The sequence below is a fragment of the Dolichospermum circinale AWQC310F genome, from assembly GCF_000426925.1.
Taxonomy (GTDB): Bacteria; Cyanobacteriota; Cyanobacteriia; order Cyanobacteriales; family Nostocaceae; genus Dolichospermum; species Dolichospermum circinale.
The window spans coordinates 30,075-53,145 of sequence record NZ_KE384689.1; the positions used below are offsets into that span (position 1 = coordinate 30,075).

Here is a 23,071-nt window from a genome sequence, read left to right on the forward strand (position 1 = left end):
TTAATCCAAAAACTTCATAACTTGAAAAAATCTTTGCAATCATTACTTTATTAACAAAAACAACAACAATTTCAGCGGTAGCAACAGCTTAAAAAAAAGGAGCTTAGATTTCTCTAAACTCCTAATTGATTACATTTCTGTGATATCTTCCGTTACATATTCACCTCCGCTATTTATTGTAAATGTGGGAACTGGCTTTGATTTATTAACATATTTGAGATATTCTCGCCTAACCGATTCCCTACATTTATCATGCAGTATCTCTATACAAGCCTCCTCATCTTCATCTTCCCCTATTGAAGCCCATAAATGAGTATGTAACTCCAAGCTGTTGTAATTCTCTAAATTGAATTTTCTGGTGTAACCTACGGCAATTGTTTTAATGTGCATTTTTTTCCCTTGTAAAAAAAAGCCACTGATTTTCATCAGTGACTATTAACTAAAAAACCGACTTACTCTTTTCCTTCTGGTAATGCAGCAAACTTAACGGGTTCTGGCAACATTAATTTTAATTGCTCATCAAAACCCATACTAGAATCATACTTTTCTATTACTGCATTCATTTTTATTCTTGTTCCCATAAATAATTTAGGGAAATTTTGAGCATCTGGTCTGAGATAATCAGCTACCTTGCAGCAATAGGAACTTTCTTTGGTTTTACCTTCTTTTATTCCCTTAAACTGAATTTGAATTACACACAAAGCTCGCCATTTATCATCTTTTGAACTTGGTTTCAGATTCATTAATCTAGCAAAAGTTAATTCAGCCTCAGAATAATATCTATCCAAAGCTTCTTTTAAACTCCAAAGAGCTACATTCTTGAATCTGATTCTAATTGGAATCTCATGCAGAAAATTATTCTCTTGATCTAAAAACATGATTAAATGCTCAGAAACAGCATCCATCATTTTCTTGTCAATTTCCCCCGCATAACCATCATACCAATCAATCATGGTATTTCTTAACTGAACCGGAACAGCTTCATTGTCCTTGTATTTTAAATAAGGATCAACAAAACCTAGAACAATTATCCTAGCATTTGTTAAGAATAAACCAGTTTCGACTCCACCCGGCAATTCTTTCTCAACTAATTCAGGCTTAATTAACCAACCAGCTTTGCTTAAATTCTTTTCAGGAATAAACAAGCCAGCATTTTCAGAATTGATTACCACACCATAAGGAAACCTTTTAGCGCGTTTACAATTAAATTCTTCGGTCAACAAACTAGGATCGATTTCAAACTCAGAGGTAAAATCTTCATTCATTTCATTAATTCCTTGATTTTCAGTTGAATTAGTTAGCTCGTTTTTACTTTTTGGCATTGTTTTATTCCAAATTAAAAAGTCATAAATTTTGGCGGTAGCATGAGTTTCAAGAATAAATTGCTCTATCCTTGAAACATCACTTTTATAAATCTATTGAGGAATCCATCAATAGATAATTAGAGGTTTGGATTAAATTATTCATTCTTTCTTTCAAACCTGGTTTACCAGGAACTCCAGAGAATGAATAATCAAATACATCACCAGCTTTAATTAAACTGATTGTGGTGATTACTTCAGTCATGTCCAAACCTTTATTACTAATCTGTTTTCGATATTCAAACCACGGAAACAAAGCATTAGTTAAACCGCCATTTAACAGTGCATAACACCAATTGCTTTTGTTGTCTATGAACGTTAACTGTACCCATTCCTGTGCTGCTAAATGTGCAAATGGCTTTGCGAAAATTGCTTCTGAAGACCACAAAATAATTACCTTTAGACTTTCGCCAACTTCGATTAATTCTTTTCCATCTTCTAGATATATTTTACCAAATTTCCGATTAAAGCGATATCTTTTTTCTTCCATTGTTAACCCCAAAAAAAAGTAGATAAACTAACACCACCATTAGAGGTAGCATTAGTTTAAAGATTTAGTCGTTTAAGTAAACAGACAAACCTGGATCAAGATATAATGATTTCTCTCTCCTTGATTTGTATTGTGCTTTTAGACTGATAAGCATTGAATTACTTGATAATTTCGACTGTTCTTTTTCAAGTTGCTGAATTTCATTTTTCAGTGATTCAATTTTTGATTCTATTTCAGCGATCGCATTAAAATTCTTCCTGATTAATTCCGCTGATATCCTCTGAATATCCTCATCTAATTTTGACAACACAAGATCATCATTGTTATTGGAGAATTTCTTTTTCATATTCAAAACTATTCTGCCATTATCGTTATGGTAAATAATTCTGTTTTTTGATTCTGGTGCGATCGCTAATGCTTCTTGAATAGCATCTGGCATGATTTCCTCAATCTTTAACTGCATTTGACTAATCATTGCCCGTAAATTCAGTAATTCATCAAGATTTTTACTCATGTTTAACTCCTAAAAAAAACAGAGGAATCAATTAAATCCCTCTGTTATTGTTTATTTCAAAATCATTGCTAAAGTTTCGTAATCAAAACTCATTAATCCTCTAACACTTTGTTGAAACAGCTTAAACTTTTCCAAAGAATAACTTGAATCAACAAAACCTGTGATTTCGAGAAATTGATAATAATCCATTGCATCATAAGCATGAGACAATTTATCCAAAAACTCTTTCATACATACCCCCAATAAAAAGCTACCACTCAAGGCGGTAGCAATGTTTAATTATTTGGTCAAAAACTTAATAAGCTGGCAATTTTTAACCCCTTTCTCTCATGACAAGAGTTCCCGGATAACCAGGAACTCATATCATAATTTCTAAACGTCCAACAATTCTTGAACTGACTGAATCATCTTAATCGCCATTAAAATGGATTCATAAGCCATATTCAATCTCTCGCTTTCAGAAAATTTATCATTCGTATCAACCAAACAACTCAGATGAAACTTAGCAGTAGGTAATCTATTCATCGGCTTCATGTAACCTTCCCGCGAACTGCTTATGAACTTCCCGTGACCTTCCCGTGACCTTCCCGTGAATGTTCCCGTGAACCTCCCGTGAACCTCCCGTGAATCTCCCGTGAATAAATCCATAATAAAAAACTCCCATGAAATATGGGAGTGTCATTATGACGATATTCGTACCAAAAACGTCATTATGACTCTTGTACTTTCTCCTTAGTAATGATAATTTGGTGAATAGCTCCAAAGTGCATTCTCACGGATTCACTAGGATTAATGTAGCGTTTGGATTCTTCCTTAGCTAAATACTTCCCTAGCGTTTCTTCTGGATACCCGGAAATGCGAGCGGCGAATTTTTTCCCATAAAGAGCTACAAATTCTTTAGGGTGCATGGGGATGATATTTATTTGAGATGAGCGTATCATTAAAAAACCTCCTACAAGGCAAATTTGTATGGGACGGTCGCGCTCTGAATTGCTCTAACAATTCAGAGCTTTTTTTATGTAAGTCAATTATAATATAAATAGTTGTCAAAAGTTTCAAACTCTTCACAAAAATAAGGACAAAAAAATGAAAACTAAAGTTGCTCGTATTACAACGGTTACAACTGAGGAATTAGCGAAGAGAATTAAAGAATTAGCAAATGATCAACAAAGAAGTGTATCCCAGACGGTAGAGATTATTCTTATGGAAACCATAAAAAATATAGACAATAATTCTGGGTTTAAAAAATGGTAGAAAAAATACAGAATATTTTGATCCAATTTAGTTAAAATAATAATTACGTTTTCAGGTATTAATTAATGTTAGGTTTAGATTTACTAATTAAAAATGCTAAAAGATGGTCTTTGATCAAACATCTTGAACCATCTCTTAGAACGGAATTAATGAACCTCAGTGACGAGGAGTTTGACCTTAGAATCAAGACGTGTCAAATGGTTCAACTAAATAAATAATTCTATTTCTATAATTTCACCATTAGAAACGGATACCGATTTAATCAACTCTTTATAGATTTCACACTTGTCTTTCCAGGGTATGTTCTGCCAAAAGTCTAAATCTGAGAAACTGCTGATTAAAGTCTTTTTCAATTCTTGACTAATTTCCTGTTGTACCGTTTGCAAGGATTTTAGTCTTTGAATTTCCAATAAAGTAGATGCGATCGCTCCGTCAATAATTGGCGATTTAGGTAATTGTCTCAAGGATCTTAATTGGCGTTCTTGATCCGCTATTAAAGGATTATCTTGATTCCTAGGTCGCGCTTCGCTATCAGATATAATTTCACTCTCTGTAAATGAAATTACATCTAAATATCTTTGATGTAATACGCTGTCAACATGGTAAATAATATTATCAAGATAGGTCGTAAATTTGTTCTCACAAAATAAGCTCCCTGATACTTCATGTTGTTTACACCTAACTCTAATCTTGCTGCCACGCTTTTTAATAAAGCACTTATACCCACAATCAGCGCAAATAATCTGGCCTGACAACGGATAACGCTCTTTATCTTTCTTATCATTGCCATAGCAGTGCTTTATTTTATTTGTCTCTAGGATCTTGAGAATTTTATGGTATTCAAGATTAGAGATCAGCGGGGTATGAGTGTTTTCACAAATTGTCCATTTTTCAGGACGATCAATATTTCCTCTAGATCCATAAACAGTATGTCCTCTTAGACACGGGTTTAACAACCAGTATCTCAATCCAGATGGAGTTATTTTAATTTCGTGTTCCAACAAATACTGGCTTAAACTTCTCAATGTTCCATTGTTGAGGAAAAATTTAATCGCTTGCTGTGCGATCGCCCATTTTGAGGTATTATTAAATTCTTCTAAATCTGGTTCGTATTTCTCGTTCACCCTGGCATATCCGAACGGCGGCCTGGGTGACGCTTTTTTCATAAGTCTAAAATATTCCATGCCGTTATTGATCCGTTCGGACAACATTCTTGATTCTAATTCTGCTAATCCGGCCATTTGATTAATGGAGTACCAACCATAAGCCGAGCTTGGATCTACTGGTGAATCAAGTACATTGATCTTAATGTTCAATTTCTGAAGTGCTTCGATAGTTTGATGAATGCCAATCACACTGCGGCCTAGCCTATCAATTCTGGTAATGATCAATTCTGAAACTCGGCCTTCATTGCACAAGGCTATCATTTTCTTAAATTCCTTTCTGGTAAAAGATTTTCCAGATTCTACATCACAGAAAATAACCGTTGCTCCGGCAGACTTGATTCTATGGGTTTGCTGATCTAAAGCGCTGCTGTCTTGTGCCTGTTCTCGCGTTGACACTCTGGTATAACCGATTTTCATAAACAATTCACAGAAAATAATCTCTACAATGTACCACAGAATAAAACTTCGTGGAGTCAGCTTTAGGGTCGCAACCTACGATCATGATGCGTTGACCCATTTCAGCCATAGCTGCGAGGGTGTTTTGAGAAGTGGTAGATTTACCGATACCGCCCTTGCCGTAGAAAGCTATCTGTCTAATATTTGCGTCAGTAGTCATTGTTCGTGTTTTCCTAGAATTGGTTGATTTCGTGTTTTTCGTCTGTCGGTTCTCACGGCCAAGTTCTACGGCGGTGAGCGTGTGTAGAACGTCGCTACGGGGGCGATCGCTCTACAAAAAATCTGGTGGTGTTCATAGTATTTATTGGGTTGTAGGGATTTTTGTTAGTTGTCCGTTGTCCGTTGTCCTTTGTTAGTTGTTAGTTGTCCTTTGTCCGTTGTTTTGCTACTGACCACTGACTAATGACTACTGACCACTGACTAATGACTAATTTCTAAACTGCTTCGACAATAATTTCTTTGCTGATGCGATCGCGTAATCTCGCTTCAATGGCAATCTTTAAAGTAGCGGTACTGCTAGAACATGAACCGCAAGCACCTTGAAGAATTACCTTAACTTTATCACCTTCGACATCATAAAGTTCTACATCTCCCCCGTCGGCGATTAACACGGGTCGGACTTCTTCATCTAATACTTTTTGAATCAGGGCAATTTTTTGGACTGTAGTTAATGGTTTTTGTTGCTCTGCAATAAACTTTGAATTAGGAATTTCTGTTTTAGTTTTCGCGCCGTAGATGTTGAGATTTTGTTGGGCGGCTTCCTGCTTTACTTCTCTGATTATATCATCTATCTTCGTTAAACAAGAACCGCATCCGCCACCAGCTTTTACATAATTTGTTACTTGTTCGGCACTGAAGAGATTATTTTGGGCGACTGCTTTTTTAATCTTAGCATCAGTTATTCCGAAACAACTACAGATGAGGACACCTTCTTCATCGTCATGTGCCTCTAGAGGAATACCACGATAATTATAAATGGCAGCTTCTAAAGCCTCTTGACCCATAACAGAACAGTGCATCTTTGCTTCAGGTAAACCACCTAAATAATCAGCGATTTCCTTATTTGTTACTCCCAAAGCTTCATCTAAAGTTAAACCTTTAATCATTTCAGTTAAAGCACTAGAAGAAGCGATCGCACTAGTACAACCAAAAGTTTGAAAACGTGCATCAAGAATTTTATCTGTTGCTTCTTCAACTTTCAAATGTAATCTTAAAGCATCACCACAAGCAATACTTCCCACTTCACCAGTTGCCACTTTCACGCCAGCTTCACCGGTTTCTTCAATTGCACCTTGATTTTTAGGATCGTAAAATAACTCTAATACTTTATCAGTGTAGTCCCACATAATTGATTTTGGATTTTAGATTTTGGATTTTGGATTGATGATTGGTAATTTGTGATTGGTCAGCAGTCAGTTTTTACTTACTACTGACCACTGATTTTGGATTTTAGATTTTAGATTTTGGATTGATGATTGGTAATTTGTGATTGGTCAGCAGTCAGTTTTTACTACTGACCACTGACTAATGACTACTGACCATTGACTGTTGTTGTAACCAATCGGCATTATCATTTTTGAAGGGAGATAAAGCCCGTAGACGGTCAACAATTTCCGGCATGACTGCAATTACTTGATTAATTTCTGCTTCCGTAGTATAACGAGAAAGACTAAAGCGAATTGAGCCATGTAAAGTAGTGTAGGGTAAACCCATAGCTCGTAAAACATGAGAAGGTTCAAGAGAACCAGAAGTACAAGCAGAACCAGAAGAAGCGCAAATACCGTACTTATTTAAAGAAAGCAAAATTGCTTCACCTTCAATATATTTGAACCCGATATTTGTAGTATTTGGTAATCTATTTTTAATATCACCATTTACTTGACAATCAGGAATTTTAGCCAGAAGAGATTGTTCTAAATAATCGCGTAACTTTCTTTCTTTCTGAGTTGCTTCTGCTAAATATGATAATTCCAATTCCGCAGCTTTTCCTAAAGCAATAATTCCGGGAACATTCTCTGTACCTGCCCTACGTCCTCGTTCTTGATGTCCACCAACTAAGAAAGGACGGAAACGAACCCCACGTCTAACATACAAAGCACCAATACCTTTAGGAGCATGAATTTTGTGACCAGATATAGTTAACATATCTATGGTGCTGGTCTTCATATTTAAGGGTATTTTACCTACCGCTTGCACTGCATCAACGTGAAAGATAGCTCCATATTCTTTAACTCTAACACCAATTTCTTCAATGGGAAAAATTGTGCCGGTTTCATTATTGGCATACATTACTGTTACTAAAGCAGTGTTACCAGTTAAAGAAGCTTCTAACTCATTCAAGTCTATTTGTCCTTGAGAATTAACTGACAAATGGGTAACTTGATAACCTTTAGATTCTAATTGTTTACAAACATTTAAAACCGCAGGATGTTCTACTTGAGAAGTGATGATATGACGTTTTTCTGGTTGAGCTAATAACGCCGCATGAATAGCAGCATTATCACCTTCAGTTCCGCAACTGGTAAAAACAATTTCCGATTCTTCGGCTCCGAGTAAAGCAGCAATTTGTTCTCTGGCTGTTTTTACAGCTTTTCCCAATTGTCCACCAAAAGTGTGCATACTGGAAGGATTAGCATAATAATCCGTCAAATAAGGCATCATAGCCTCAACAACTTGAGGATCTATTTTAGTGGTGGCATTATTATCAAGATAAATGCAATTATTTTGCATGGTTTCCATATAAAGATTATGAGTAATTAGCTAGAATTATTAACTGGTAATTGGTAATTGGTAATAGGTAATTGGGGAAAATATTACCTATTACCTATCACCCATCAAATCACCTATATAATTACTTGGCCTTGATGCTTTTGCAACTGTTGGGAAAACTTCTGAGAATAAAAGCTATACCAACGTTCCCAGTAGTCTTGTTTATTGGTTAATTTTGCTAAAACACGGTGGTAATAAGCAAACCAATTTTCCCAATAATCACTAGATTGTTGAACACAACCATCAGCAGTCGGACAAGTAGCCTTACATTGAGGTACAGTGTGAATACTACCAGCGCAATTTGTGCAAAGTTGAGAATCAATCCAATAATTACCATCAACTTCTTGAATTGCACCAGTAGGACAAACAGGTAAACACAACTTGCAAGAAATACACTGGCTAGTAATTTTGTAAGCCATGATTATTTACCTTTGTGTAAATTGGTGAAGAGGTAAAAGGTAATAGATGATTAGGTGTTGAGAAAGAGGTGATTGAAAATTATTACCCATTACCTATTACCTATTACCCATTAACCTGAACATATTGCTCGTAAAATTCTAAAGCAACCTTTTCAATTACGTCATAGGCTTCAACAGCTTTTATTCCTGCTGCTTCTAATTTTTCTTTAGGACAGTTGCCTATTTTCGATACCAAGACTGCTTTACAATCTGCGATCGCTTTCATTATATTATCTGCGGTAGCTGCTTCGCTGTAACCACCTTGACAATATTGATCAATCTTGCGGTGACTAACAAAACGAACTTCATTTCCATCAACTTCATAAACTTGAAATTCTTTGGCGTGTCCGAAGTGTTGGTTAACTAATCCACCGCCTTTTGTGGCTACTGCAACCAAGATTTTAGGATTATTAGCAGATTTTTTGCCAGTCAATACTTTATCTTTTGCGGCCTTAATTTCTTCTCTAAATTTCTCAATACCTTCGTGAACTTCTTGGCGAGTTTCAAAGTTATATTCTGGAGTCATTTCCATGAACTTATCTTTGGTAAATTCCTGACTCCGATCTTCTCCTAATAATCCTACCGCATCGGCTCGACACTGACGACAGTGGCGCATCATTTTCATGTTACCAGAACAATTATCTTGGACTTCTTTCAGTTCTTTTCCTGTTGGTCCACGTTGACCAGTTAAACCGAAATGTGTACCATGTTCTGGTGCAGAAATTAGCGGCATAATGTTATGTAAAAACGCGCCTCTCTCCCGAATAGCTTGATTAACTTCTACCAAATTTCGGTCATTAATTCCCGGAATCATCACAGAATTAACTTTACATAAGATATCAGCTTCTTTGAGAGCTTGTAATCCTTCTAATTGTTTTTCTAGAAGAATTTTTGCTCCTTCCACACCTCTGTAACGCTTGCGTTTATAGTGAACCCAAGAATAGATTTGTGCGCCTATTTCGGGGTCAATGGTATTAAGAGTAATGGTAACGTGATCTATATTTAATTGTTTAATGCGATCAATATATTCTGTCAGCATCAAACCGTTAGTAGATAAGCACAATTTAATATCTGGGGCTTTGTCTGCAATTAATTCAAAAGTACGAAAAGTTTTTTCTGGATTAGCCAAAGGATCACCAGGTCCTGCTACTCCCAATACGGTCATTTGCGGAATTTTACCCGCAATTACTAACACTTTATGGGCAGCTTCTTCTGGTGTGAGCAGTTCACTCACTACCCCCGGACGACTTTCGTTAGCACAATCATACTTGCGGTTACAATAGTTACATTGAATATTGCAAGCAGGGGCAACGGCAACGTGCATCCTTGCATAATGATGATGAGCTTCTTCGCTATAACAGGGGTGTTTAGCAATGCGTTCTCTAAGTTTTTCGTCCATTTCTGGAGTTGTGCTGCTGTCGCAACCGCAATTACCAGATTTAGCGGGGATGATAATAGAATCCTGATCTCGCAGACCGTCGGAGGTGAGAATGTTGGTAGCAGATAGTGTCATTGAATTTCGCTGTTTGCGGTGGACTTGAGAGCCACTGTGGGAGATGCTGTTACTACTGCCAATGTCTAAATTATAGACATGGTGCTAATCTCATCCCTCCACTCACTTTTGACTATTAACTTTGTTTTGTTAAGGAGCGTTAAGTGATTGGCGATAAATGATTTATAGCAGCCCTTTTTTTTGTCCCCCTTGGTTGACAAAGGATAGAACTTATTAGATTTATTATGTTTGTACTCAAATCCTTAAATCCTTGTATTGCAACGATACAAAAATTAAAAAAGATTTTTTTGGGTTGGGGTGCAAGTATTTATAGTCAGGGGTACGAGTATTTATAGTTAGGGGTTCAGGATTTCTTTGTACTCATCTCCAACTCAATATCTGTAAGGATTTCAGCCGGATTTTTATCGGGTTTTCTTGATATTCGACTGTACTCAACTTTCCCACAACATCCGGTTTTTACTTCACCAAACACCCTCCCTTGATCAAGCAGAGGGGACTAAATTCCGCTTTCCCCGAAAAGCATTGGGGGATTAAGATTTAGAGTACCTGACAAGGCTGAGATTTGCCGTATGTATACAGCCTATCATTTTTTTCTCTAGAAATGCAATTTATATTTTTTTAATTTTTCGATGATTTGTGATGTAAATTGTAGTTACATCTCTTGCTGGATCAGGAATTTGGACTTAATAAGACATCTATCTTAATGCAGATTATTTGCAAAAGATTTAATTTTTTGATCATTATTTATTTGTCATTTTCGATAATTTGGTTAGCCATAAACTTTCCATGATTAACAAAGTATATCTATCATAAACAAATCAAATTAGGAAAAAGTGATTAAAGTCGTCGTTCGCGGATGTTTGAAAAGTCGTAAAGTTTACCTTTAGCGAAAGTGTAGGGTGAGAGGCTTTGAAACAACGTCTTAAAGAACCTAATAGTAGACGCAAAGCGACAAAGCAGCAAAGTTAGAAATTTTTAATTTGATACTTTGACTCCTTTGCAAGCTCAGGGCAAGCTATTCCTCTAAAGCCCCTCATTTTACCACCTTCTGCTATACTTGTAAAAGTGATGTTCTTGTAGCTATTACACAATCGTAAAATCTACATTTACAAGATTGCTGGATAAAATATTAGTTCTATTTAATAGAGGGTAAACTAGTTAATGAAAGAACATTTTAAAATCGCCTTACGGAAAGCATCAAGTCAGGGGCTAATAGTGTTACTTCCTATTTTGGGAAGTTTCCTATTTTTAACTAGTGCCAGAGCAGATTTTAATGGTAATTTGACGATTAATGTGGTAGGAGTAAAAAACCAATCTGGGAAAATTTGTGCTAGTCTTTTTTCTGGAAGTCAAGGATTTCCTAGTGATAGTGAAAAAGCCGTAAAATCTGAATGTATCAAGATCACAGAAAATCCTCAAAAACTGACTTTTAAGAACTTAAAACCAGGGAATTATGCCGTTGCTTTAATTCATGATGCTAATGAAGATGGTATGATGAACACTAATTCTTTTGGTATTCCCATAGAAGGTTTTGGGTTTTCTAACAATCCAGCAATTCTGACAGGTCCACCCAAATTTAATCAAGCGGCTGTTTTCGTAGCAGGTTCAAATACTGATATTGAGATCAAATTGCAATATCTTTTAGGTCGTTGATTTATGTTGATTTAAATATTGATCTCTTGATTATTTTGGCATAATTTTGTATTTTTTGGACAAAATACTACTATGATATAGTAGTTCCCATGCTTGTGAGGTACAAAGTTTTTTAGTTTTAGGGAACTCTGAACAGGGAATAAATTGGTGTGTACTTCATGAGACTGGGGAACGCTATAAGTAGAAAGTAACTTGTGTAAACTCTTATGCAGCAACGAAAAATTTTGACTTGGCGATTATTTTACCTGGGACTATGTTGTTCTCTGATAACAGGAATTTATGCTTGCAATAATCAAGTAAATTCTGGTATAAATCTGGAAAAGTTTAAGATTGGTGCTAATGTGACACCAATTCAGAAAATCAGCCAAAAAAATCAGGATACTACAATTTATATTCAAGGTACAGTAGAAAAAACCGCTCCTTTAATCAAAAAGAAAGCATATCAAATTAATGATTCAACTGGTAAAATCTGGATTATCACTAATCAAGGAAATTTTCGAGTTGGAGAAAATGTAGTATTAAAAGGTAATGTCCAGTACAAAAAAATTTCTTTAGCAGGGAAAGAATACGGAGGAATTTATTTAGAGGTAAAGTAATTTATGAACGGTCAATTAGTTAATGTAGCCGTTGCTATTCTCTATCGAGAGAATAAGTTTTTAATGCAATTACGGGATAATATTCCTAATATTATAGCTCCTGGATGTTGGGCTTTATTTGGTGGACATATCGAAGCTGGAGAAACTCCAGAAATAGCAGTTCAACGAGAAGTTTTGGAAGAAATTGGTTATGAATTAACTGCTTTTTCTCAATTCGGAATTTATAGCGATCAAAAAGCTGTCCGTTATGTCTTTCAAGCACCCTTGTTAGTACCATTAAATGAACTTGTACTTTCTGAAGGTTGGGATTTAGATTTGTTAACAGCAGAAGATATCCAGCAAGGGGAATATTTTTCTCAAAAAGCAGGAGAAATCAGACCTTTAGCAACTTTACCTCAAAAAATCATGTTAGATTTTATCAAAACGCTATAAAATGATAGTATGACCTATATTACTTAGGTAATCAAAAGCTTTGAAAATGAAAATTTCTAATTGCTTTTCCCAGAACTTAGATTATTACTTAGATTTTTAATAAATCCATGGAATCACAACCAGAGAAAAAACTAGCAAATTTACCGAAATGGTTAAATATAGGATTAGCATTTCCTATAATTATTCTTAATGGATGGTTATTAATTCAATTTATTAACTATTTTCAACCTTTAGTTAGTATTATTTCTATCGCTATTCTCCTAGCTTTTGTTTTAGATTATCCGATTAAACTTCTCCAAAAACGTGGAGTACCTCGTATTTTAGCTGTTGTAGTAGTATTGCTATTATCTATTATAATTTTAGGTGCAATTGGGGTTATTTTATTACCACTTATTCTGGAGCAATTGAATGAATTAGCTAATCTTCTTCCCTATTGGATTCAATCTGGAATTCAACAAGTAGAAGATCTACAAAATTGGGCATCTAAACAAAAATTACCAGTAAATTTAAGTGGTTTGGCTGCTGAATTTTTAGGTAAAATATCTGCTCAACTTCAGTCTTTTACTGGAAAAATTTTAGGTTTTGCTTTGGACACTATCGGAAATTTATTTAATTTAATCATCACCATAGTCTTGACTATTTATCTAGTTTTGAACGGTGAAAGTTTATGGGATGGAATTTATCTCTGGTTTCCTGCACATATTACTAGGAAAGTTAGGGAATTACTACGAGAAGATTTTAATAATTATTTCATAGGTCAAGCTACATTAGGTGCTATTTTAGCTATGACTATAACACTCGCATTTGTATTGTTGCGTGTGCCTTTATCATTACTTTTTGGCTTAGGAATTGGTTTATTTTCTCTATTTCCTTTTGGAACAGGTATTGGTATTGGTATTGTTAGTTTATTAGTGTCCTTAAAAGACTTTGGTTTAGGTTTAGAAGTTGCAGCTATAGGTGTAGCTATTGACCAAATTAATTCTAATATTGTTGCTCCACGCATTTTAGGAAATCTAACTGGTTTAAATCCTGTATGGGTGGTAATTTCTTTATTGATAGGAGCAAAATTAGGAGGTGTGGTGGGTTTATTAGTTGCTATTCCTCTAGCTAGTTTTATTAAAGATATTGCTGATAATTGGCGCAATGGTGAATTTAAGAAAACCTCTGTTAATGTTGATATTGAATAAAGAATCATAAATTATGGAAAATCTGATGTATTGGTTTGGTGGATATTTATAAAAAATTCTGCCATATTAACTGCATATCTTATTTTTCAGATCTTATTTTTTATAAATGGGATGTAGTTGAAGATGCAAAAAAACAAGAAACTGATTACAATACTCAAGATCAAATCTCATTTCTTTGTCTAAGTATCATGGAAAACTTTGTTTTTTATAATCCTGTGAAAATCCTGTTTGGTAAAGGTCAAATTGCTAACATTGGTACAGAAATTCCCCCAGATGCTAAAATCCTGATTACCTACGGCGGGGGTAGTATTAAAGCCAATGGTGTTTATGATCAGGTAAAATCAGCATTAGCGGGACGGAATGTATTTGAGTTTGGCGGTATTGAACCTAACCCCCACTTAGAAACTTTAATGCAAGCCGTTGAATTAATACGCAAAGAAGGTATTGATTTTCTCCTCGCAGTGGGTGGTGGTTCTGTCGCGGACGGAACTAAATTTATCGCTGCTGCTGTTCCCTTTATAGGCGACCCTTGGGATATTTTAGCAAAGGGTGCGCCCGTAACTGCGGCTTTACCAATGGGGGTGGTGTTGACCTTACCGGCGACCGGTTCGGAAATGAATACAAACGCGGTTATTACCAAGTGGGAAACTCAAGAAAAGTTATATTTCGCCAGTCCTTTAGTATTTCCGAAATTTTCAGTTCTTGACCCAGAAACTACTTTTTCCCTTCCTCCTAGACAAGTTGGTAATGGTATTGTTGATGCTTTTACTCATGTCATGGAACAATATTTAACCTATCCGGTTAATGCTCCATTACAAGACCGCATGGCTGAATCAATTTTGAAAACTTTGATTTCAGAAGGACCAAAAACCTTAGCAAACCCTACAGACTATGATACTAGAGCAAATTTAGTTTGGTCAGCAACAATGGCCTTAAATGGGTTAATTGCGGCTGGTGTTCCCCAAGATTGGACTACTCATATGATAGGTCATGAATTGACAGCTTTACATGGCTTAGATCATGCTCAAACTTTAGCGGTTGTGTTACCTAGCACTTTAACAATTAGACGCGATCGCAAATGGCAAAAACTTCTACAATATGCAGATAGAGTCTGGGATCTTGTCGGTGGTTCAGAAGAGGAACGGGTGAATACAGCAATTAGTAAAACTCGTGATTTCTTTGAATCAGTTGGGGTACATACTCACCTATCTGATTATGGTGTGGGGTTAGCAACTATTCCCGCAGTTATTAAGAATTTAGAAAAACATGGGATGACAGCTTTGGGAGAAAATAAAGATGTTAATTTGGAAGTTGTTGAGCAAATTTTAGCTCTTTGTGCTTAGAAATTAAAGTGGTAGGGTAACGATAAATATTGCTTGATTTAGGGTGAAAGGGAAAGAGGAAAATAAGCATAAAAAAATATTTACTCTTTACCCTTTAACCCTTTCCATAACTACCAGAAACCTGCGAGTGAATATATTGATGGTCAAATTTTGTTTACCGTCCACAGCAACTTGAGGTATTTGATGAATCAGATATGTTAATTCCTGTACCGTCTTTTGCAGGTGATTTAAAATTGACAGTTGGAGATTTGTTTGCTTGGTTGTTAGAGTGAAAATGAGTTAAGATTCTTCACTAGTTAATGAGTAGTTTACCAAGATGCTGTAAAATATAATATATATTATATAATAAAGTTTTGCTAGTTTTGGTTTGAATTTATGAGAGTTAAGCGTCTAAAAATGCAATCTTTTCGCGGAATTGGTGATTTAACAATAGATTTTGATGAAAAAGAACCAACAGTATTTATTGGTATTAATGGTGTAGGTAAATCAAGTATTCTTGATTGTTTAGCCATTCTATTATCACGTTTTTCTAGTGCAATTCAACACTCGACGGCTTCAGGAAGATTGTTTACAGAAGACGACATAAAAAATGACAAACATGAAACTCATAATGAGATAATAACTGATTTTGAATCTCAGGAATTTACTTGGTCTTTAACTAAAGTTAAAAAAGGACGTATTAAAGATACAAGTACAAATTTATCTGAAATCAACAAGATTACTGAAAATATTAAGCACCAATTATCTTTATCTAAAGAATATAATCTCCCTGTTATCCTTTATTACTCAACTAATCGTGCGGTTCTTGATATTCCATTAAAGATAAAAAAACAACATTCATTTGAACAAATAGATACTTATGAAAATGCAATTAGCGGTACGGGAAGTGACTTTAGAATCTTCTTTGAATGGTTTAGAAAACAGGAAGATTTAGAAAATGAATTACGTCTAGAAAATAGTCCTAATTATCAAGATAAACAATTAGAAGCAGTAAGAGAAGCTATTTCTTCCTTAATTCCCAATTTTAATAAATTGCGTGTCCGTCGTTCTCCTTTAAGAATGACATTACAAAAAGATGGAGAAGAATTAATAGTTAATCAATTATCAGATGGTGAAAAATGTTTATTAGCAATGGTGGGAGATTTAGCAAGAAGATTAGCTATTGCTAACCCTGGTTTAGAAAATCCTCTTGATGGTTTCGGAGTAGTTTTAATTGATGAAATTGAATTACATTTACATCCAAAATGGCAAAGAGAAATTATCCCAGCTTTAACTAAAACATTTCCTCATTGTCAATTTATAGTTACTACTCATTCCCCTCAAGTAATTAGTCAAATTAAACCTCAAGGAATTTATATTTTAGAAAAAACAGATACAGATATAATTGCTAAACGTCCTGAAAGTTCCTATGGTAGAGATAGTAATCAAATATTAGAAGATTTAATGGATGTTCCTGAACGTCCACAGGAAATAAAACAAGAACTTTTAAAATTATTTCGTTTAATTGATGAAGGAAACTTAGAAACTGCTAAAGAATTGAGAAAAGAGTTAGCTAAAAAAATTGGTGAAGATGAAGCACAGTTTGTCAAAGCTGATATTTTAATTACGAGAAAAGGACTTTTACGTAAATGAAATATATTCAAAAAAGTGCAGAACCAACTAGTTTATCTACATGGAAAATCAAGCAAGGTGCTAAAATTCCTACTTGGAAAAGTTTTGGAAGAACTGTAGTTAAAGGTCAGCTTTTAGAAACTTTATTAAAAGAACAAGGTTATATTTGTTGTTATTGTGGTGTTTCTATAAATAAAGGAAGTTGTCATATTGAACATTTTAAACCTCAAGGTACAGATGAAACTGTGAGATTTGATTATTTTAATCTTATAGTTTCCTGTCAAGGAGAAGATGATAATAAACCCCGTGTTCCTATACATTGTGGACATCAAAAAGATAATTGGTATGATGAAAAGTTGTTAGTTTCACCGTTAATAGCAAATTGTGCAGGGTTTTTTAAATATTCTGCTGCTGGTGAAATTTTACCGACAGAAGAAACTAGTAAAAAAGTTGCTGCTGAAACAACAATAGAAAAATTAGCTTTGAATATTCCCAAGTTACAAAGAATGCGTAAAGCTGCAATTGATGCAGAATTAGAATTATTAGCAGATGATGATTTTAATGAAGAGGAAATCAGGAATATTATTAAGAATTATTTAGAATTGAATAATGATGGAAAATATCAACAATTTTGTGCTACCATTGTTTATGTTTTGGAAAATTATTACTGTAATTAAATTAATCCAGATTAAAACATATTTCGTGGACAATAAGCAGTATAATAATATAAAGATATTAAGTAAGGAGTTTATATATTTCATGCCAACTATTAAACAAAGATTTACTGTAATTATTGAAAAAGAAGACAATGGGTATGTTTCCCTTTGTCCAGAATTAGATATTGCTAGTCAAGGAGATAGCATTGAGGAAGCAAAAGATAATTTAAAAGAAGCAATTGAATTATTTTTAGAATTTGCTTCACCTTCAGAAATAAAAAATCGTCTCAAAAGCGAAATTTTTATCACTAATTTGGAGGTTTCTGTTGGGTAAGTTACGCTTACTATCAGGTAAATAAATCTGCAAAATTTTACAAGACAATGGCTTTACAGAAGTTAGACAAAAAGGAAGTCATATTGTCATGCAAAAAGCAATAGAAGACTCTACTTTGACTGCTATTTTACCTAATCACTCATCTGTTAAACTGGGTACATTAATGTCACATTATTCGACAATCTCAACTACCTCGTTCTCTATTTGAATAATAATTTTATCTCCAATCTCCAATCTCAAATCACTATGACACAACAACCAATACAAGTAATTGGCGGCGGACTTGCAGGAACAGAAGCAGCATGGCAAATAGCCCAAGCGGGCGTGCCTGTAATTCTTCATGAGATGCGCCCTAAACGCTTCAGCCCTGCCCATCATACCGAAAATTTAGCCGAATTGGTCTGTAGTAACTCCTTTGGGGCTATGGCCAGCGATCGCGCTGCTGGTCTATTACACGCAGAATTACGGCAACTCGGTTCTATTGTCATCTCTAAAGCAGATGAACACGCAGTCCCCGCTGGTGGGGCTTTGGCGGTGGACAGAGGACAATTTGGGGAAGATTTGACCAAAACCCTAGCCAATCACCCTTTAATTGATTTTCGACGGGGGGAAGTTACAGCCATTCCCGAAGGTATTGTCGTTTTAGCTTCAGGACCCTTAACCAGTCCCGATTTAGCCGCAGATTTACAACGATTTACGGGGATGGAATACCTCAACTTTTTTGATGCTGCAAGTCCCATTATTGCGGGAGATTCTATCAATAAAGATATTGTATTTATGGCTTCTCGCTATGACAAAGGTGAAGCAGCTTATCTAAATTGTCCCATGAATAAAGAGCAGTATTTACAATTTAGAGAAGCACTTTGTCAAGCCGAACAAACAGAATTAAAAGACTTTGAAAGAGAAACAGCGAAATTTTTTGAAGCTTGTTTACCAATTGAAGAAATGGCAAAAAGAGGGGAAGATACCATGCGTTATGGACCTCTCAAACCAGTGGGTTTATCTGACCCTCGTACTGGAGAACGTAATTATGCGGTAATTCAATTGCGACAAGAAGATAAAGCTGGTCAACTTTGGAATATGGTAGGATTTCAAACTAATTTGCGTTGGGGTGAACAAAAACGAGTATTTCAAATGATACCTGGGTTAGAAACAGCCGAATTTGTCAGATTAGGAGTAATGCACCGCAATACTTTTTTAAATGCACCTCAGTTAATGTTAGCAACTTTGCAATTTAAACAACGTCCCACCTTATTAGCTGCGGGACAATTAATCGGAACAGAAGGTTACACTGCTGCATCTGCGGGGGGTTGGTTAGCGGGAACAAATGCTGCGAGATTAGCTTTAGGAAAAGAACCGTTAATTTTACCAGTGACAACCATGATGGGGGCATTATTTGAGTTTATCAGATCCGCTGCACCAAAACATTTTCAACCCATGGCTCCTAACTTTGGAATTGTCCCAGATTTGGGTGTAAAAATCAAGAGTAAACCAGAAAAATATGGACGCTACCGGGATAGATCCTTAGCGGATTTAGCAACTTGGAAAAGGGAAAATTTACCCATTTTAACTGAAGAGGAAAAATATAGATAATTTGCATAGCTAAAATTTTTCAAACTCTTGTGGGGTAGACTTACTTCTATTGTGGGCTGGGCTTCTAGCCCGCCACAATAATAAAATTATTAACATTAATCCTTCTGTTTTAACATCACCAAACCATGAATACCTACTGCTGTAATTACACCTCCTAATAATCCCCAAGTAGCATCTGCAAAAACATTAATTCGATGAGCCAAAGCTCGATGATATGCAAATTGTAAATTTCCTTCATTAGTCCTTTTATCATTGGCAATTTTTTCCACATAAGTTTCGGTCTTAATCAACGCTTCATAATCCACAGCAAAAAAATAAAGAGAAACCAATACTACCAGAAACCCAGGAACAACTAAAGTAAATAGCAAAATTACTGGACGTGTTTTCATAAAAACTTAGTGATTTACTGAATTTATATTATTTAACTTTATTTTCGTAAAATTTACAAATGACGCAAAAACCTCTCAAACTCTCATTTCTCCGTGTCCTCTGTGTTCTCTGTGTTTCGTTATTATTAAGACATTAATATCAAGTTGTATGGAAAGATCGTATTAAGAATAATTAAGGGCAGATAAAAGCACATAAAAGCAGATAAATAATGATGATGATTCTGTGCAATCTCAGATAAAATTGCTATAAGTCGTAAAAAACAAGGTTAAAATAAGGAAATTAAATTTTATGCAGTTAGAAAAAATTGTCAAAACAACTCACCAACATGGACATATTGCTCAGATATATGGTTGATATGAAATTTTAGGTTTAGGAATTGAATTTGATCAACAATTTCCCGAACTAATTAATAATGTCACAGCAACGGAGGCAATTACATCTGCTCGTAAATATTTACAAACACCATACTTGTCTATAGTTGGACTGGAAGAAGCTATTGGGACTGTCATTTTTTAACATCCTCATCTCAAAACAACTTGAAATTGCGTCGGTTGGGTTGACCCAAGGAAACCCAACAAAATCTGCTCGGCCTCAGTGTAATATAATATGAGCATAGGAAACTTATATAAAAGTTATAAAAGTTCTATGAAAGTTAGTCACATGACAAGTATCCCCAAATTAAGAGCCAATTGTTGTTCTTGTTTACTCTTGTTAATAACAACACCCCTATTAATTAGTTCATCTGCATTAGTATCAATAGCACTGCCATTTAGAACCGCTCAATCAAACCCAGAAACGAAAATTAACCGTCCTCTCCTAAAACTGGGTAGTCAAGGGGAGCGCGTTACCGAACTTCAAGCAGCTTTGAAGATTTTAGGCTTTTATACGGGAGATGTAAATGGTACATATCAACAAAATACAGCTATGGCCGTTTATCGCTTTCAGCAAGCTGCTGGGTTAAATCCGAATGGTAATGTAGATAATATTACTTGGCAAAGACTATTTCCCAGTCCTGCAAATATCTCTTCATCACCTAATACTATCAATAGTATTACTAATATTCCCAGTCAAATAAATAATAAACCCAAAATTAATAACCCAACTATCAAACGCACAACCTCGGCAAATAAAATTCAACCAACTCCTATTAATCAGCAAATACCTGGTATCCAATATACAACCGAGGGATGGCCAATTTTGCGTTTAGGTATGAGTGGTCCAGAAGTAATTAAGTTGCAAAAACAACTACAAAATCTGGGGTTTTTAACTGGTAAAATAGATGGGTATTTCGGAGTATCCACGGAAAAAGCAGTCAAATCTGCTCAACTCCGTTACGGCTTAGAACCTGACGGTGTAGTTGGTGGTGGTACATGGAAAGTTTTTGTAAAACGCACTTCCCAATAACGATAAAAATATGAAACACTTCCTCTTGACCTGGCTTGGTACTGCGGTAGCATTGTTAATTACAGCCAAAATTGTCCCTGGTATCATTCTCAGTGGCTTTACTGCTGCTTTAATAGCCGCTATTGTCATTGGTTTAGTAAATGCCATTGTTCGCCCTATTTTGCAGATTTTAGCATTTCCTATCACCTTCATCACTTTAGGCTTATTTACATTTGTAATTAATGGCTTAACTTTATGGTTTGCGAGTTCCATAACTCCCGGTTCTGGGTTTGAAATTCGGGGTTTTATTCCCGCTTTTTTCGGTTCAATAGTCCTATCAATTGTTTCTGGTATTATTAACCAAGTTGTTAATACATTTGATTAAATATCAATTTTTAATCACTTTTAAATTGTGGTGCGGGCATCCTGTCCGCTATAATTATACAAATTAAATACAAATTAAATGCAGTACAGTTGAGCAACGGCTAGAGTTAGCGCTCCTCCTTTGTCTTGGAATCGAAAAATCTGTTTAGGAACTAATAAAGTTATTTCCGCAGATGCGATTTCTGAAGCTGCAAGAATTGCTGATGCCTCTGCTACGCTAGATGTCCCCACTAACTTAATAATACTATGATTAGGATTAGGAACAAATACATTATTTAAAAATTGAGAACTAAAGGTTTTTAAAGGTAAATTTTCTAAATCACAAAATTCTACCAAACCAATTTCTGAAGCTTTTTTATCAATAGTTGCAATTCCAGCTATTTCATCATACACAAGTTGGTACTCTTGGAAAACCTTTTTAATAGCGGATTTAATTAACTCCTGGGAAATTCCTTGTTGACAACCAATTCCCACCCATAAACTTTTTTTATATGCCACATTATGCACTTCATTTTGTAATAGGACTTACGTAAAATATCACTGAAACCGCTTTTCCTTCGTGTTCTTTGCTTCTTCGTGGTTTATTGGAAGAAGATAAAAGGGGATAGGTAAATCTTTCAGATACCCGACTTTTCGGAGAAGTTGGGTATCTTGTTGTTGGTATTTTTTTGTCTAAATATTGAGTTAGAGAGGATTATTTTCCATGAAACTTTGTATTTTTGCATTAAGTTTTTTTTCAGCTTCACGCTTCATAGATACTGCTTGTTCTTTAGCATTTTCTACTGCTTCTTCAATAGCTTTTTGGTTTGCAGCCATAAAAATCATATCAATAATAAAACCAACTATGAAAATTAATAGGATTATTAAAAAAGCCGCCCCACCTATAGATGTAATAGCGGGTATACCAAATATAAAGAATAAGCACCCTATAGCACTACATCCGGGAAAGGCTTTTTTCTCCGCTTCTTTTTTTCTATCAGCAATAAGTTGATCAGCTTTTTTTTCTATCTCTGGTATTTCTTTTAAATAACTACCTACTTCAGATATAAAATTATTCATGTATACACGGTCATGATATATAGCTAAATTTAGTTCTGCACCTGTGCAATCTTTAATAATTTGCAGAAGCTTAAATAAGTCTTCAGCTTTCCAGGATGTTCCACAATCTAGACAAGCATTGACATTTCTATCTTCACCTGTAACAGCCCCAATAGCCGCACCTACAACACCAAATAAAGCATATCCGGCTATAGCACCTCCCCAATTCACATCAGTTTCTTGTTTAAGTTGGATGTGACCAGAACCACAATTAGGACAATTAGCCATGACAGAACCCCCTTGATACTGTTACACTTACAGTAGTATTACATTTGTCTGCTCATAATGCAATTGTTAAATTAACTTTTTGATACAGATGGGGATAAGCTCATCCCAGTCATCGCTAAAAAATTGTCGCCCAACACAAAACCCCCACTAAATAAATAGAGGGGGTGATGTGGTGGTAAAAAATAAACCTGGCATCGAGCTA

General features: G+C 35.2%; 28 protein-coding genes and 2 pseudogenes. 14 read left to right on the forward strand and 16 right to left on the reverse strand.

Features of this window, described 5'->3' with window-relative positions; genetic code table 11:
- Positions 1-129: 129 nt before the first annotated feature.
- The 7 genes from ACIR310F_RS22610 to ACIR310F_RS0114070 form a co-directional block, all read right to left on the reverse strand.
- A complete protein-coding gene (locus tag ACIR310F_RS22610; RefSeq protein WP_081677600.1) occupies positions 130-390 on the reverse strand; it encodes a hypothetical protein in 261 nt (86 codons plus the stop codon).
- 62 nt (positions 391-452) lie between these two features.
- The gene (locus tag ACIR310F_RS26945) at positions 453-1,322 is read right to left on the reverse strand and encodes a DUF5895 domain-containing protein (RefSeq protein ID WP_051289654.1); all 870 of its coding nucleotides are present in this window, start codon (positions 1,320-1,322) and stop codon (positions 453-455) included.
- A gap of 85 nt (positions 1,323-1,407) precedes the next feature.
- Positions 1,408-1,851, reverse strand: coding sequence for a hypothetical protein (locus tag ACIR310F_RS0114050; RefSeq protein ID WP_028084364.1), 444 nt, complete (start codon positions 1,849-1,851; stop codon positions 1,408-1,410).
- A 64-nt stretch (positions 1,852-1,915) separates the two neighbouring features.
- Positions 1,916-2,365, reverse strand: coding sequence for a hypothetical protein (locus tag ACIR310F_RS0114055; protein ID WP_028084365.1), 450 nt, complete (start codon positions 2,363-2,365; stop codon positions 1,916-1,918).
- A 51-nt stretch (positions 2,366-2,416) separates the two neighbouring features.
- Positions 2,417-2,596: a hypothetical protein gene (locus tag ACIR310F_RS0114060; RefSeq protein WP_028084366.1), complete on the reverse strand. Its 180-nt coding sequence runs from the start codon at positions 2,594-2,596 to the stop codon at positions 2,417-2,419.
- A gap of 141 nt (positions 2,597-2,737) precedes the next feature.
- Positions 2,738-3,013 carry a hypothetical protein gene (locus ACIR310F_RS0114065; RefSeq protein ID WP_028084367.1) on the reverse strand — a complete coding sequence of 92 codons (276 nt, stop codon included), beginning with the start codon at positions 3,011-3,013 and terminating at the stop codon, positions 2,738-2,740.
- A 62-nt stretch (positions 3,014-3,075) separates the two neighbouring features.
- A complete protein-coding gene (locus tag ACIR310F_RS0114070) occupies positions 3,076-3,306 on the reverse strand; it encodes a hypothetical protein (protein ID WP_028084368.1) in 231 nt (76 codons plus the stop codon).
- 145 nt (positions 3,307-3,451) lie between these two features.
- Between ACIR310F_RS0114070 and ACIR310F_RS25685 the strand changes: the two genes are divergently transcribed.
- Positions 3,452-3,619: a hypothetical protein gene (locus ACIR310F_RS25685; RefSeq protein ID WP_155963820.1), complete on the forward strand. Its 168-nt coding sequence runs from the start codon at positions 3,452-3,454 to the stop codon at positions 3,617-3,619.
- 206 nt (positions 3,620-3,825) lie between these two features.
- Here ACIR310F_RS25685 and xisF read toward each other — a convergent pair whose 3' ends face one another.
- The 6 genes and pseudogenes from xisF to nifB form a co-directional block, all read right to left on the reverse strand.
- Positions 3,826-5,202, reverse strand: coding sequence for a fdxN element excision recombinase XisF (gene xisF / locus ACIR310F_RS0114085; RefSeq protein ID WP_035368012.1), 1,377 nt, complete (start codon positions 5,200-5,202; stop codon positions 3,826-3,828).
- Positions 5,203-5,248: 46 nt separating this feature from the next.
- A pseudogene (locus ACIR310F_RS0114090) lies at positions 5,249-5,401 on the reverse strand (AAA family ATPase); the annotation flags it as partial.
- A 274-nt stretch (positions 5,402-5,675) separates the two neighbouring features.
- Positions 5,676-6,587 (reverse strand): Fe-S cluster assembly protein NifU, encoded by a 912-nt coding sequence (nifU, locus tag ACIR310F_RS0114095; RefSeq protein ID WP_028084371.1) that lies wholly within the window; start codon positions 6,585-6,587, stop codon positions 5,676-5,678.
- Between the two features lie 178 nt (positions 6,588-6,765).
- Positions 6,766-7,971 carry a cysteine desulfurase NifS gene (gene nifS / locus ACIR310F_RS0114100; RefSeq protein ID WP_028084372.1) on the reverse strand — a complete coding sequence of 402 codons (1,206 nt, stop codon included), beginning with the start codon at positions 7,969-7,971 and terminating at the stop codon, positions 6,766-6,768.
- A gap of 113 nt (positions 7,972-8,084) precedes the next feature.
- Positions 8,085-8,429: a DUF362 domain-containing protein gene (locus ACIR310F_RS0114105; protein ID WP_028084373.1), complete on the reverse strand. Its 345-nt coding sequence runs from the start codon at positions 8,427-8,429 to the stop codon at positions 8,085-8,087.
- 103 nt (positions 8,430-8,532) lie between these two features.
- Entirely contained in the window at positions 8,533-9,981 is a 1,449-nt protein-coding gene (gene nifB, locus ACIR310F_RS0114110; protein ID WP_028084374.1) for a nitrogenase cofactor biosynthesis protein NifB, read from the reverse strand.
- A 1,161-nt stretch (positions 9,982-11,142) separates the two neighbouring features.
- On the opposite strand from nifB, the gene ACIR310F_RS0114115 reads away from it, so the two are divergent.
- The 10 genes from ACIR310F_RS0114115 to trmFO all read left to right on the forward strand — a co-directional run bounded on the left by ACIR310F_RS0114115 (position 11,143) and on the right by trmFO (position 19,386).
- Positions 11,143-11,634 (forward strand): DUF2141 domain-containing protein, encoded by a 492-nt coding sequence (locus ACIR310F_RS0114115; RefSeq protein ID WP_028084375.1) that lies wholly within the window; start codon positions 11,143-11,145, stop codon positions 11,632-11,634.
- Between the two features lie 206 nt (positions 11,635-11,840).
- Positions 11,841-12,230 carry a hypothetical protein gene (locus ACIR310F_RS0114120; protein WP_028084376.1) on the forward strand — a complete coding sequence of 130 codons (390 nt, stop codon included), beginning with the start codon at positions 11,841-11,843 and terminating at the stop codon, positions 12,228-12,230.
- A 3-nt stretch (positions 12,231-12,233) separates the two neighbouring features.
- On the forward strand, positions 12,234-12,662 hold the full coding sequence (locus ACIR310F_RS0114125; RefSeq protein ID WP_028084377.1) for an NUDIX hydrolase: 429 nt from the start codon (positions 12,234-12,236) through the stop codon (positions 12,660-12,662).
- A gap of 107 nt (positions 12,663-12,769) precedes the next feature.
- On the forward strand, positions 12,770-13,849 hold the full coding sequence (locus ACIR310F_RS0114130) for an AI-2E family transporter (protein ID WP_028084378.1): 1,080 nt from the start codon (positions 12,770-12,772) through the stop codon (positions 13,847-13,849).
- Positions 13,850-14,037: 188 nt separating this feature from the next.
- Positions 14,038-15,192 carry an iron-containing alcohol dehydrogenase gene (locus ACIR310F_RS0114135; protein WP_028084379.1) on the forward strand — a complete coding sequence of 385 codons (1,155 nt, stop codon included), beginning with the start codon at positions 14,038-14,040 and terminating at the stop codon, positions 15,190-15,192.
- 375 nt (positions 15,193-15,567) lie between these two features.
- Entirely contained in the window at positions 15,568-16,824 is a 1,257-nt protein-coding gene (locus tag ACIR310F_RS0114140; protein WP_028084380.1) for an AAA family ATPase, read from the forward strand.
- Positions 16,821-17,480, forward strand: coding sequence for a retron system putative HNH endonuclease (locus ACIR310F_RS0114145; RefSeq protein WP_028084381.1), 660 nt, complete (start codon positions 16,821-16,823; stop codon positions 17,478-17,480). Before ACIR310F_RS0114140 ends, ACIR310F_RS0114145 begins: the two co-directional genes overlap by 4 nt.
- Positions 17,481-17,562: 82 nt before the next feature.
- Complete coding sequence (locus tag ACIR310F_RS0114150) at positions 17,563-17,793, forward strand: type II toxin-antitoxin system HicB family antitoxin (RefSeq protein WP_028084382.1); 231 nt, start codon at positions 17,563-17,565, stop codon at positions 17,791-17,793.
- Between the two features lie 82 nt (positions 17,794-17,875).
- Entirely contained in the window at positions 17,876-18,001 is a 126-nt protein-coding gene (locus ACIR310F_RS26950) for a hypothetical protein (RefSeq protein WP_331271316.1), read from the forward strand.
- Positions 18,002-18,039: 38 nt separating this feature from the next.
- Positions 18,040-19,386: an FADH(2)-oxidizing methylenetetrahydrofolate--tRNA-(uracil(54)-C(5))-methyltransferase TrmFO gene (gene trmFO, locus ACIR310F_RS0114155; protein WP_028084383.1), complete on the forward strand. Its 1,347-nt coding sequence runs from the start codon at positions 18,040-18,042 to the stop codon at positions 19,384-19,386.
- A 95-nt stretch (positions 19,387-19,481) separates the two neighbouring features.
- On the opposite strand, the gene ACIR310F_RS0114160 is transcribed toward trmFO, so the two are convergent.
- Positions 19,482-19,775: a hypothetical protein gene (locus tag ACIR310F_RS0114160; protein WP_028084384.1), complete on the reverse strand. Its 294-nt coding sequence runs from the start codon at positions 19,773-19,775 to the stop codon at positions 19,482-19,484.
- A gap of 325 nt (positions 19,776-20,100) precedes the next feature.
- Between ACIR310F_RS0114160 and ACIR310F_RS26955 the strand changes: the two are divergent.
- The 3 genes and pseudogenes from ACIR310F_RS26955 to ACIR310F_RS0114170 all read left to right on the forward strand — a co-directional run.
- Positions 20,101-20,292, forward strand: a pseudogene (locus ACIR310F_RS26955) (insulinase family protein); the annotation flags it as partial.
- 90 nt (positions 20,293-20,382) lie between these two features.
- Positions 20,383-21,180, forward strand: a complete 798-nt coding sequence (locus ACIR310F_RS0114165; protein ID WP_231387549.1) for a peptidoglycan-binding domain-containing protein — start codon at positions 20,383-20,385, stop codon at positions 21,178-21,180.
- A gap of 10 nt (positions 21,181-21,190) precedes the next feature.
- Entirely contained in the window at positions 21,191-21,544 is a 354-nt protein-coding gene (locus tag ACIR310F_RS0114170; protein WP_028084386.1) for a phage holin family protein, read from the forward strand.
- Positions 21,545-21,618: 74 nt separating this feature from the next.
- Here the strand turns inward: ACIR310F_RS0114170 and ACIR310F_RS0114175 are convergent, their stop codons facing one another.
- Both ACIR310F_RS0114175 and ACIR310F_RS0114180 read right to left on the reverse strand, forming a co-directional pair.
- Positions 21,619-22,041 (reverse strand): cobalamin biosynthesis protein, encoded by a 423-nt coding sequence (locus ACIR310F_RS0114175; protein WP_231387551.1) that lies wholly within the window; start codon positions 22,039-22,041, stop codon positions 21,619-21,621.
- Between the two features lie 186 nt (positions 22,042-22,227).
- Positions 22,228-22,869: a hypothetical protein gene (locus tag ACIR310F_RS0114180; RefSeq protein ID WP_028084388.1), complete on the reverse strand. Its 642-nt coding sequence runs from the start codon at positions 22,867-22,869 to the stop codon at positions 22,228-22,230.
- Positions 22,870-23,071: the final 202 nt, after the last annotated feature.

What these genes read in the sequence shown, in the direction of transcription:
- ACIR310F_RS0114065 (WP_028084367.1), bottom strand. Translation starts at nt 3,013, where the DNA reads ATGGATTTATTCACGGGAGATTCACGGGAGGTTCACGGGAGGTTCACG.
- ACIR310F_RS0114055 (WP_028084365.1), bottom strand. Translation starts at nt 2,365, where the DNA reads ATGAGTAAAAATCTTGATGAATTACTGAATTTACGGGCAATGATTAGT.
- ACIR310F_RS25685 (WP_155963820.1), top strand. Translation starts at nt 3,452, where the DNA reads ATGAAAACTAAAGTTGCTCGTATTACAACGGTTACAACTGAGGAATTA.
- ACIR310F_RS0114140 (WP_028084380.1), top strand. Translation starts at nt 15,568, where the DNA reads ATGAGAGTTAAGCGTCTAAAAATGCAATCTTTTCGCGGAATTGGTGAT.
- xisF (WP_035368012.1), bottom strand. Translation starts at nt 5,202, where the DNA reads ATGAAAATCGGTTATACCAGAGTGTCAACGCGAGAACAGGCACAAGAC.
- nifU (WP_028084371.1), bottom strand. Translation starts at nt 6,587, where the DNA reads ATGTGGGACTACACTGATAAAGTATTAGAGTTATTTTACGATCCTAAA.
- ACIR310F_RS26945 (WP_051289654.1), bottom strand. Translation starts at nt 1,322, where the DNA reads ATGCCAAAAAGTAAAAACGAGCTAACTAATTCAACTGAAAATCAAGGA.
- ACIR310F_RS0114145 (WP_028084381.1), top strand. Translation starts at nt 16,821, where the DNA reads ATGAAATATATTCAAAAAAGTGCAGAACCAACTAGTTTATCTACATGG.
- ACIR310F_RS0114105 (WP_028084373.1), bottom strand. Translation starts at nt 8,429, where the DNA reads ATGGCTTACAAAATTACTAGCCAGTGTATTTCTTGCAAGTTGTGTTTA.
- ACIR310F_RS0114165 (WP_231387549.1), top strand. Translation starts at nt 20,383, where the DNA reads ATGAGCATAGGAAACTTATATAAAAGTTATAAAAGTTCTATGAAAGTT.
- ACIR310F_RS0114050 (WP_028084364.1), bottom strand. Translation starts at nt 1,851, where the DNA reads ATGGAAGAAAAAAGATATCGCTTTAATCGGAAATTTGGTAAAATATAT.
- ACIR310F_RS0114130 (WP_028084378.1), top strand. Translation starts at nt 12,770, where the DNA reads ATGGAATCACAACCAGAGAAAAAACTAGCAAATTTACCGAAATGGTTA.
- ACIR310F_RS0114060 (WP_028084366.1), bottom strand. Translation starts at nt 2,596, where the DNA reads ATGAAAGAGTTTTTGGATAAATTGTCTCATGCTTATGATGCAATGGAT.
- ACIR310F_RS22610 (WP_081677600.1), bottom strand. Translation starts at nt 390, where the DNA reads ATGCACATTAAAACAATTGCCGTAGGTTACACCAGAAAATTCAATTTA.
- ACIR310F_RS0114115 (WP_028084375.1), top strand. Translation starts at nt 11,143, where the DNA reads ATGAAAGAACATTTTAAAATCGCCTTACGGAAAGCATCAAGTCAGGGG.
- nifS (WP_028084372.1), bottom strand. Translation starts at nt 7,971, where the DNA reads ATGCAAAATAATTGCATTTATCTTGATAATAATGCCACCACTAAAATA.
- ACIR310F_RS0114135 (WP_028084379.1), top strand. Translation starts at nt 14,038, where the DNA reads ATGGAAAACTTTGTTTTTTATAATCCTGTGAAAATCCTGTTTGGTAAA.
- ACIR310F_RS0114070 (WP_028084368.1), bottom strand. Translation starts at nt 3,306, where the DNA reads ATGATACGCTCATCTCAAATAAATATCATCCCCATGCACCCTAAAGAA.
- nifB (WP_028084374.1), bottom strand. Translation starts at nt 9,981, where the DNA reads ATGACACTATCTGCTACCAACATTCTCACCTCCGACGGTCTGCGAGAT.
- trmFO (WP_028084383.1), top strand. Translation starts at nt 18,040, where the DNA reads ATGACACAACAACCAATACAAGTAATTGGCGGCGGACTTGCAGGAACA.
- ACIR310F_RS0114150 (WP_028084382.1), top strand. Translation starts at nt 17,563, where the DNA reads ATGCCAACTATTAAACAAAGATTTACTGTAATTATTGAAAAAGAAGAC.
- ACIR310F_RS0114120 (WP_028084376.1), top strand. Translation starts at nt 11,841, where the DNA reads ATGCAGCAACGAAAAATTTTGACTTGGCGATTATTTTACCTGGGACTA.
- ACIR310F_RS0114160 (WP_028084384.1), bottom strand. Translation starts at nt 19,775, where the DNA reads ATGAAAACACGTCCAGTAATTTTGCTATTTACTTTAGTTGTTCCTGGG.
- ACIR310F_RS0114180 (WP_028084388.1), bottom strand. Translation starts at nt 22,869, where the DNA reads ATGGCTAATTGTCCTAATTGTGGTTCTGGTCACATCCAACTTAAACAA.
- ACIR310F_RS0114170 (WP_028084386.1), top strand. Translation starts at nt 21,191, where the DNA reads ATGAAACACTTCCTCTTGACCTGGCTTGGTACTGCGGTAGCATTGTTA.
- ACIR310F_RS0114125 (WP_028084377.1), top strand. Translation starts at nt 12,234, where the DNA reads ATGAACGGTCAATTAGTTAATGTAGCCGTTGCTATTCTCTATCGAGAG.